The 6,797-nt window shown below is 60.3% G+C and carries 8 protein-coding genes; 4 read left to right on the top strand and 4 right to left on the bottom strand.

The features are described 5' to 3' along the window. Positions 1-84: 84 nt before the first annotated feature. Entirely contained in the window at positions 85-231 is a 147-nt protein-coding gene (locus OC445_RS04555) for a hypothetical protein (RefSeq protein WP_169918770.1), read from the bottom strand. Between the two features lie 197 nt (positions 232-428). On the opposite strand from OC445_RS04555, the gene OC445_RS04550 reads away from it, so the two are divergent. Together OC445_RS04550 and OC445_RS04545 are read left to right on the top strand one after the other, a co-directional pair. After that, positions 429-1,736 carry an MFS transporter gene (locus tag OC445_RS04550; RefSeq protein WP_003189550.1) on the top strand — a complete coding sequence of 436 codons (1,308 nt, stop codon included), beginning with the start codon at positions 429-431 and terminating at the stop codon, positions 1,734-1,736. Then, the gene (locus OC445_RS04545) at positions 1,733-2,491 is read left to right on the top strand and encodes a substrate-binding domain-containing protein (protein ID WP_034126595.1); all 759 of its coding nucleotides are present in this window, start codon (positions 1,733-1,735) and stop codon (positions 2,489-2,491) included. Before OC445_RS04550 ends, OC445_RS04545 begins: the two co-directional genes overlap by 4 nt. Here the strand turns inward: OC445_RS04545 and OC445_RS04540 are convergent. Then, entirely contained in the window at positions 2,483-3,385 is a 903-nt protein-coding gene (locus OC445_RS04540; protein WP_262020012.1) for a LysR family transcriptional regulator, read from the bottom strand. The two genes, OC445_RS04545 and OC445_RS04540, sit on opposite strands and share 9 nt — an antisense overlap. Before the next feature lie 333 nt (positions 3,386-3,718). On the opposite strand from OC445_RS04540, the gene OC445_RS04535 reads away from it, so the two are divergent. Beyond that, on the top strand, positions 3,719-4,000 hold the full coding sequence (locus OC445_RS04535) for a type II toxin-antitoxin system ParD family antitoxin (RefSeq protein ID WP_034127030.1): 282 nt from the start codon (positions 3,719-3,721) through the stop codon (positions 3,998-4,000). Continuing rightward, on the top strand, positions 3,997-4,350 hold the full coding sequence (locus tag OC445_RS04530) for a type II toxin-antitoxin system RelE/ParE family toxin (RefSeq protein WP_034126594.1): 354 nt from the start codon (positions 3,997-3,999) through the stop codon (positions 4,348-4,350). The genes OC445_RS04535 and OC445_RS04530 overlap by 4 nt, the downstream gene beginning before the upstream one ends. Positions 4,351-4,368: 18 nt before the next feature. On the opposite strand, the gene OC445_RS04525 is transcribed toward OC445_RS04530, so the two are convergent. Together OC445_RS04525 and OC445_RS04520 are read right to left on the bottom strand one after the other, a co-directional pair. Then, complete coding sequence (locus tag OC445_RS04525; RefSeq protein WP_054897599.1) at positions 4,369-5,421, bottom strand: histone deacetylase family protein; 1,053 nt, start codon at positions 5,419-5,421, stop codon at positions 4,369-4,371. Between the two features lie 134 nt (positions 5,422-5,555). Beyond that, positions 5,556-6,788, bottom strand: coding sequence for a Zn-dependent hydrolase (locus tag OC445_RS04520; RefSeq protein WP_057975667.1), 1,233 nt, complete (start codon positions 6,786-6,788; stop codon positions 5,556-5,558). Positions 6,789-6,797 lie beyond the last annotated feature (9 nt).

The following is a 6,797-nucleotide window of genomic DNA, read 5'->3' as shown; positions in this document are numbered from 1 at the left end:
GGTGGATCAGCCGACGACTCCGTTGACTGACACACCGCCTTCGCGAGCAAGCCCGCTCCCCCAATTAGACCGCGTTTACCTGACTCAAGGCTTGAGCGGTCGCTCCTGGTCACGCTCGGAAAGCTCGGTGCCATCGTCCGGATGCTTCCAGGTTTGCGGCTTTTCGTCTTCGCGCTGCCGCCGGGGTTCTTCACGCTCCGGCTCGTTGTGCTGCTTGTGTTCGTTCCCCATAACGGCCTCCGCCCATAAGAATTGGAAACAGCTTCAAGCATAGGACACGGCGGGTTGTCTTGAAGCCGGAATGGATTGATAGCAAATACGCATCAATTCATCCAAATTAGTCACTTATCATTTCTAAATGTGTCAGCCACTATCCCAAGTCTTAAGCGAAACAAGCACTTTAAAAAGAACGCTGGAGACACAAAACCATGACGACCCCTTCCCGGCCTGCGGCTGCCCCCTCGAAAGTAGGCGCGGTATTGCGCGTTACTTCGGGCAATTTCCTCGAACAGTTCGACTTCTTTCTGTTCGGTTTCTACGCCACCTATATCGCTGCCGCGTTCTTCCCGGCCGCTAATGAGTTTGCGTCATTAATGATGACCTTCGCCGTGTTCGGCGCTGGCTTCCTGATGCGTCCATTGGGCGCGATTATTCTGGGTGCCTACATCGATGACGTGGGCCGTCGCAAAGGCTTGATCGTGACCTTGTCGATCATGGCCAGCGGTACGCTACTGATCGTGCTGGTGCCGAGTTATCAGACCATCGGCCTATGGGCGCCGTTTCTGGTGCTGCTGGGGCGCCTGCTGCAAGGTTTCTCGGCCGGTGCGGAGCTGGGTGGCGTGTCGGTGTACCTGTCCGAAATGGCCACGCCGGGCCGTAAAGGCTTCTACACCAGTTGGCAGTCGGGCAGCCAACAGATCTCCATCGTCGTCGCCGCGGCCCTGGGTTATGGCCTGAACGTGTGGATGGAACCTGCGGTGGTGGCCGATTGGGGCTGGCGTATTCCGTTCGCCGTCGGCTGCGTGATCATTCCGTTCATCTTCGTGCTGCGTCGCAACCTGCAGGAAACCGAAGAGTTCGCCAACCGCAAGCATCGCCCGACCATGCGTGAAGTGATGGCGACCCTGGTGAAGAACTGGACCGTGGTCATCGGCGGCATGCTGATGGTGGCCATGACCACCACCGCGTTCTACCTGATCACCGTGTACGCGCCGACTTTCGGTAAAACCGTGTTGCACCTGAGCACCTCGGACGCCTTGCTGGTGACCTTGCTGGTCGCGATCTCGAACTTTTTCTGGCTGCCGATCGGCGGCACGTTAAGCGACCGCTTCGGCCGTAAACCCGTGCTGATTGCCATGACGGTGCTGACTGTCCTTACGGCTTATCCGGCATTGTCCTACGTGGTCAACGCACCAAGCTTTGCGCACATGCTGGAAACCCTGCTGTGGTTCTCGTTCCTGTATGGCATGTATAACGGCGCGATGATCCCGGCGTTGACTGAAATCATGCCGGTGGAAGTGCGTGTGGCGGGTTTCTCCCTGGCCTACAGCCTGGCGACAGCAGTGTTCGGTGGCTTCACGCCAGCGATCTCCACCTGGTTCATTCACATCACCGAAGACAAGGCTTCACCTGCGTATTGGATGATCTTCGCCGCGCTGTGTGCATTGTGTTCGACCCTGGCGTTGTATCGCCGCGCCAATACCCGCGGCCAAGTCATGCAGGAGGCTGCGCAATGAAGCCGCTGTTCAAAACCCTCGCTGCTGTCGTCCTCGGCACCCTGGCGCTATCAGCCCAGGCCGAACAACTCAAGGTCATGACCTCGGGCGGCTTCACCGCCGCGTATAAATTGCTCGGCCCGCAATACGCCGAGCAAAGCGGTGACACCCTCGACACCATCCTTGGCCCGTCCATGGGCAAGGCGCCGGAAGCGATTCCCAACCGCCTGGCCCGTGGCGAACAGGCCGATGTGGTGATCATGGTCGGCTATGCCCTGGATGAGTTGATCAAACAAGGCAAAGTCGATCCCGCGTCCCGCGTGGAGCTGGCCGACTCGCGGATTGGCCTGGTGGTGAAGGAAGGTGCGGCCAAACCTGTGATCAATACAGACGCCGAGTTGAAGGCCGTGCTGAGCAAAGCCAAATCGGTGGCCTATTCGGATAGCGCAAGCGGCGTTTATGTCGAGAAGGAATTGTTCAAGAAGCTCGGCATGCCGGCCAAGGGCACCATGATCCAACGCGTGCCGGTGGGCGAACAGGTGGCCAAGGGTGATTACGAGGTCGGCTTGCAACAAGTGGCGGAATTGTTGCCAGTCAAGGGCGTGACGTTCGTAGGCAAGATCCCGGAAGACGTGCAGTCCGTTACCCGTTTCGCCGCCGGTATTCCAGTGAACGCCAAACACCCTGAGCAGGCCAAGGCACTGTTGCAGTTCATGGCATCGCCCGAGGCCCAGCAGGAGGTGCAATCCACCGGCCTGGACTCGGTGTCACGCTGACCGGAACGGCATCTCCCGTACCAGTCGCTCCAACTCCAGCGCCGCCGGTGGCAACGTCCGCCCGCGGCGCTTGATCAAGCCCACATTGCGCAGCACCTGGGGCTCCACCAGCGGCACACTGACCAGAATCGGGTGAGTGTGCGCCGGCATCGCAATCGACGGCACCATCGCCACTCCCAGCCCCGCCTCCACCAGCCCGATCATGGTGGTCACGTGGTGCGTCTCGCAGATACTCGGCTTTTTCACCCGCACCCCACGCAAGGCCTGGTCGAGCAGGAAGCGGTTGCCCGACGTCTTGTCCACCTCGATGTAGTCATGCTCATAGGCCTCGGTCCAGCTCACGCTGTCACGCCCAGCCAGAGGGTGATCACGCCGGCAGGCCAGCACGTAGCGCTCCTGCAGCAGCAACTCGAATTCCACCTCATCGGCCAGGCTACCGCTGAAACTCACGCCAAAGTCCGCCTCGCCGCTGGCCACCGCATTGCACACCTCGCCGGCACTGGCATCCAGCACCCGCAGGCGAATCCTCGGATACAGCTTGTGGAACTCGGAGATTACGTGGGGCATGAAGTAGTACGCGGTAGACGGCACGCAGGCGATGGTGACATTACCCATGCGCGTCGAGGCGACGTTGCTGATACCCATCAGCGCGATGTCGAGATCGTCGAGCATGCGCTCGACCTGGGGTAAAAATGCACGCCCGACCATGGTCAGGCTGACCCGTCGCGTGGTGCGTTCGAACAGCTTTACATCCAGCGCGGATTCGAGCTTTTCGATACGCCGACTGAGGGCCGGTTGCGAGATACGGATGGCCTCGGCAGCGCCACGAAAACTGCCCTTGTCCACCACGGCGCGGAAAGCTTGGAGGTCGTTGAGGTCGAAGTTGATGATCACGGGAGGCAGGCCAAAGGTGGTCGAGGTGGCGAGCATTATCGTATGGGAGCCGGTGGGACGCCATGTGTGCCTAGATGGTTTGCCGAGATCATCCTGTTACACATATGAAGTCATACATATCAGCAGGTTATCAGCCACCTACGGCAACGCGATCGCCAAAACGGGTCAATACTTTCGGCCTGACCTACACAACTGGAGACGTAGCAACTCATGGAAACCTACCCCTTCTGGATGGACGACGAGGCGCCGGGCATCGGCATCGATCAGTTGCTTCTTGCATCGCGCCAATGGTCGAGTAGGATTGAATCCCACTCACCTCAGGCGGATACACCCATGCGCTCAACCCAGCAAATGAGCATCACCTTGCCCCTTGAAATGGCGGCTCTGGTCAAAGCCAAGGTGGCTGCTGGCGAATATGCCAGCGAAAGTGAAGTGATTCGCGACGGCCTGCGGGCGTTGCTGGCGCGTGATCGTGCCATGGAGGATTGGCTCAGAGCCGAAGTCATCCCCGCAGCGACCGCCCTTGAGGCGAAGCCTGAGCTTGGGTTATCGCCAGAACAGGTCCGCGAACATATGGCCGCCAGACGTCAGCGCAAAGGCACAGGGGAAGCGTGAGCTACTCGGTAGTTTTCTCGCCCGAGGTCTTGGCGCAACTCGATGCTCTCGAAGACTACATCAGCGATGTCGGCTCCCCTCCTGTAGCGGCGCGTTTTATCGACAATCTTGTCAGCTACTGCGAAAGCCTTGCCCTGTTTCCCTTGCGTGGCATGCGCCGTGACGACCTGCTGAAAGACTTGCGCATCACTCACTATCGTCGCAGCACCATTATTGCTTTCAGGGTGAAGCCTGACTTCAAAACGGTATCGATAGTAGGGGTGTTTTATGGCGGGCAAGACTACACGGCGTTGTTGCACGCAGATCAGAACGAGCACCCGACAAGGGCTGAAAAGCCTGCTGAAAACTGATCAGCAGGCTTTTAGCGTTCAAACATCCTTTAATGAAGGGCCTGATAGCGAGTTCCAAGCCGCTGGTGCACCGAAAAACGCCTGGGCATTACTGTCCAACGTTTCCAAGTGATACCCGCCTTCCTGCACGATCACGCAGGGCAACCCCAGCGCACGGATGCGGGCTCCCAACCGCGCAAAGCCTTCCCGCGTCACCGCGACTTTGCTTTGTGGGTCCAGCTCATAGATATCGAAGCCCAGTGACAACACCAGCACATCCGCCGAGAAGTCCTTCACCGCTGCCAGGGCCTGCTCCAGTTTTTCAAAGAACACCGCTTCGCTGGCACCATGGGGCATCGGCAGGTTGAGGTTGTACCCCTCGCCGGCGCCGTTGCCTTTTTCCTCGGCAAAGCCTGCGACGCCAGGATAGAAGTTGGTCGGGTCGCCGTGGATCGACACATACAGCACGTCGTCGCGGTCGTAGAAAATTTCCTGGATGCCTTGGCCGTGATGCATATCGGTATCGAGCACGGCGACACGCTGGAAACCTTGGCGCAGTGCCTGCGCAGCCACGGCCGCATTGTTGATGTAACAGAAGCCACCGGCCGCGTCGAAGCGGGCGTGATGGCCCGGGGGCCGGCACAAGGCGTAGGCGGCAGGGGCGCCGTCGAGGATGTCTCCCGCTGCGGCGATGGCGCTTTGGGCTGACCAATAAGCCGAGCGCCAGGTCAACTCACCGATGGGGCAACTGCCATCGGCCAGGTAGCGTGCCGCCTGAGCCAGGATGCCGCGCAAGGCATTGGGTTCACGCACGAAGATGTTGGACATGACTTCGTCGCCCCAGTCTTCGGGAATTTCTTTCCAGCGCTGGTGAGCTTCTTGAAGAAAAGCCAGGTAGTCGCCGCCGTGCACCGCGAGCAAAGGATCCATACCGCAATCGGTCGGTTGCTGGATATCGAAGCCCAGGGTTTGCGCAGCCAACAGCAGGTTGCGCGCTCGCTCGGGAACCTCCTGGGGCGTGCGCATCTGGCCGCGGGAATAGTAGCTACGCGGGTGATGCAGGAGTTGTTCGGGGTGAAAAAACGTCTTCATGAGTTGCTCCTGGATAAACACAGAACCTGTGGGAGCTGGCTTGCCTGCGATGGCGGTGAATCAGGCAGTACATTGCTCTCTGACAGTGCGCAATCGCAGGCAAGCCAGCTCCCACAGGGGTGCGGCGTCGGCCTTTAGAAATGAACATGCCCGGCGCGTTTCAAGACGGCGTTGAGCAAGACATCGGTACCCTGGCGCACATCGTCGGGCAAGACATCCTCGGCTTCGTTGTGGCTGAGGCCGCCGACGCAGGGGATGAAGATCATCGCGGTGGGGCAATAGCGCGCCAGGTGAATCGCATCGTGGCCGGCGCCGCTGACGATGGTCTGCTGGCTGTAGCCCAAGCCGTCCACCGCAGCCTGCACGCAAGCCACGCACTCGGCGTCGAACGGCGTAGCCGGGCTGATCCATTGAGGCGTGATGGTGACGCTCAGGCCACGGTTGTCCGCGATAGCCTGCAGGCGTGCACGCACTTGCTGCTCCATGGCGTCGATGTCGGCGTCGCGGTGATGGCGCAGGTCGACGGTAAAGTTGAGCAAGCCGGGGATGGTGTTGCGCGACGACTTGGCGATGCTCAGTTCACCCACAGTGGTAAGGCCCTGCGGGGCAAAATCGGCAGCGAGGTTTTCCAGGGCCTGGATCATTTTTGCCGCGCCGCACAGCGCATCTTTACGCAACGGCATCGGCGTGGTGCCAGCGTGCGCGGCCATGCCTTCGACCCGTACATCGAGCCAGCGAATCGCTTGACCACCGGTGACTACGCCGATGCTGTTGGCGTTGTCTTCCAGAATCGGGCCTTGCTCGATATGCGCTTCGAAATACGCATCCACTGCGCCACCCAACGGGCGCTCACCGTTGTAGCCGGTGGTGCGCAACGCCTCGTTCACGCTGATACCGTCTACATCAGCGGTTGCCAGTGCCATGTCCAGGGCAAGCGTGCCGGTGAACACTGCCGAGCCCAGCATCGCCGGGGTGAAACGGGCGCCCTCCTCGTTGGTCCACACTGCAATTTCCAACGGCTTGCGCGTCTGGATGCCGTGGTCGTCGAGGCTGCGGATGACCTCCAGGCCAGCCAACACGCCGTACACCCCATCGAAGCGTCCGCCTTCGGGCTGGGTATCCAGGTGGCTGCCCATCATCACCGGGGCGGCGTCATTGTCGGTGCCCGCGCGGCGGGCGAACAGGTTGCCGATGGCATCCACGCTCAACGTCAGGCCGGCTGCTTTACACCAGTGGCTGAACAGCTCACGACCGGCCTTGTCTTCAGCGCTCAACGCCAGGCGGCAGCTGCCACCGCGTGCGGTCGCGCCGATCTCGGCCATGTCCATCAGGCTACGCCACAGGCGCTCGCCATTAATCTTCAACATTGCTGACTC

Source organism: Pseudomonas sp. Pse35, assembly GCF_024519715.1.
In the GTDB taxonomy this organism is placed as follows: domain Bacteria; phylum Pseudomonadota; class Gammaproteobacteria; order Pseudomonadales; family Pseudomonadaceae; genus Aquipseudomonas; species Aquipseudomonas paracarnis.
This window is presented reverse-complemented; position numbering and strand designations above follow the sequence as displayed.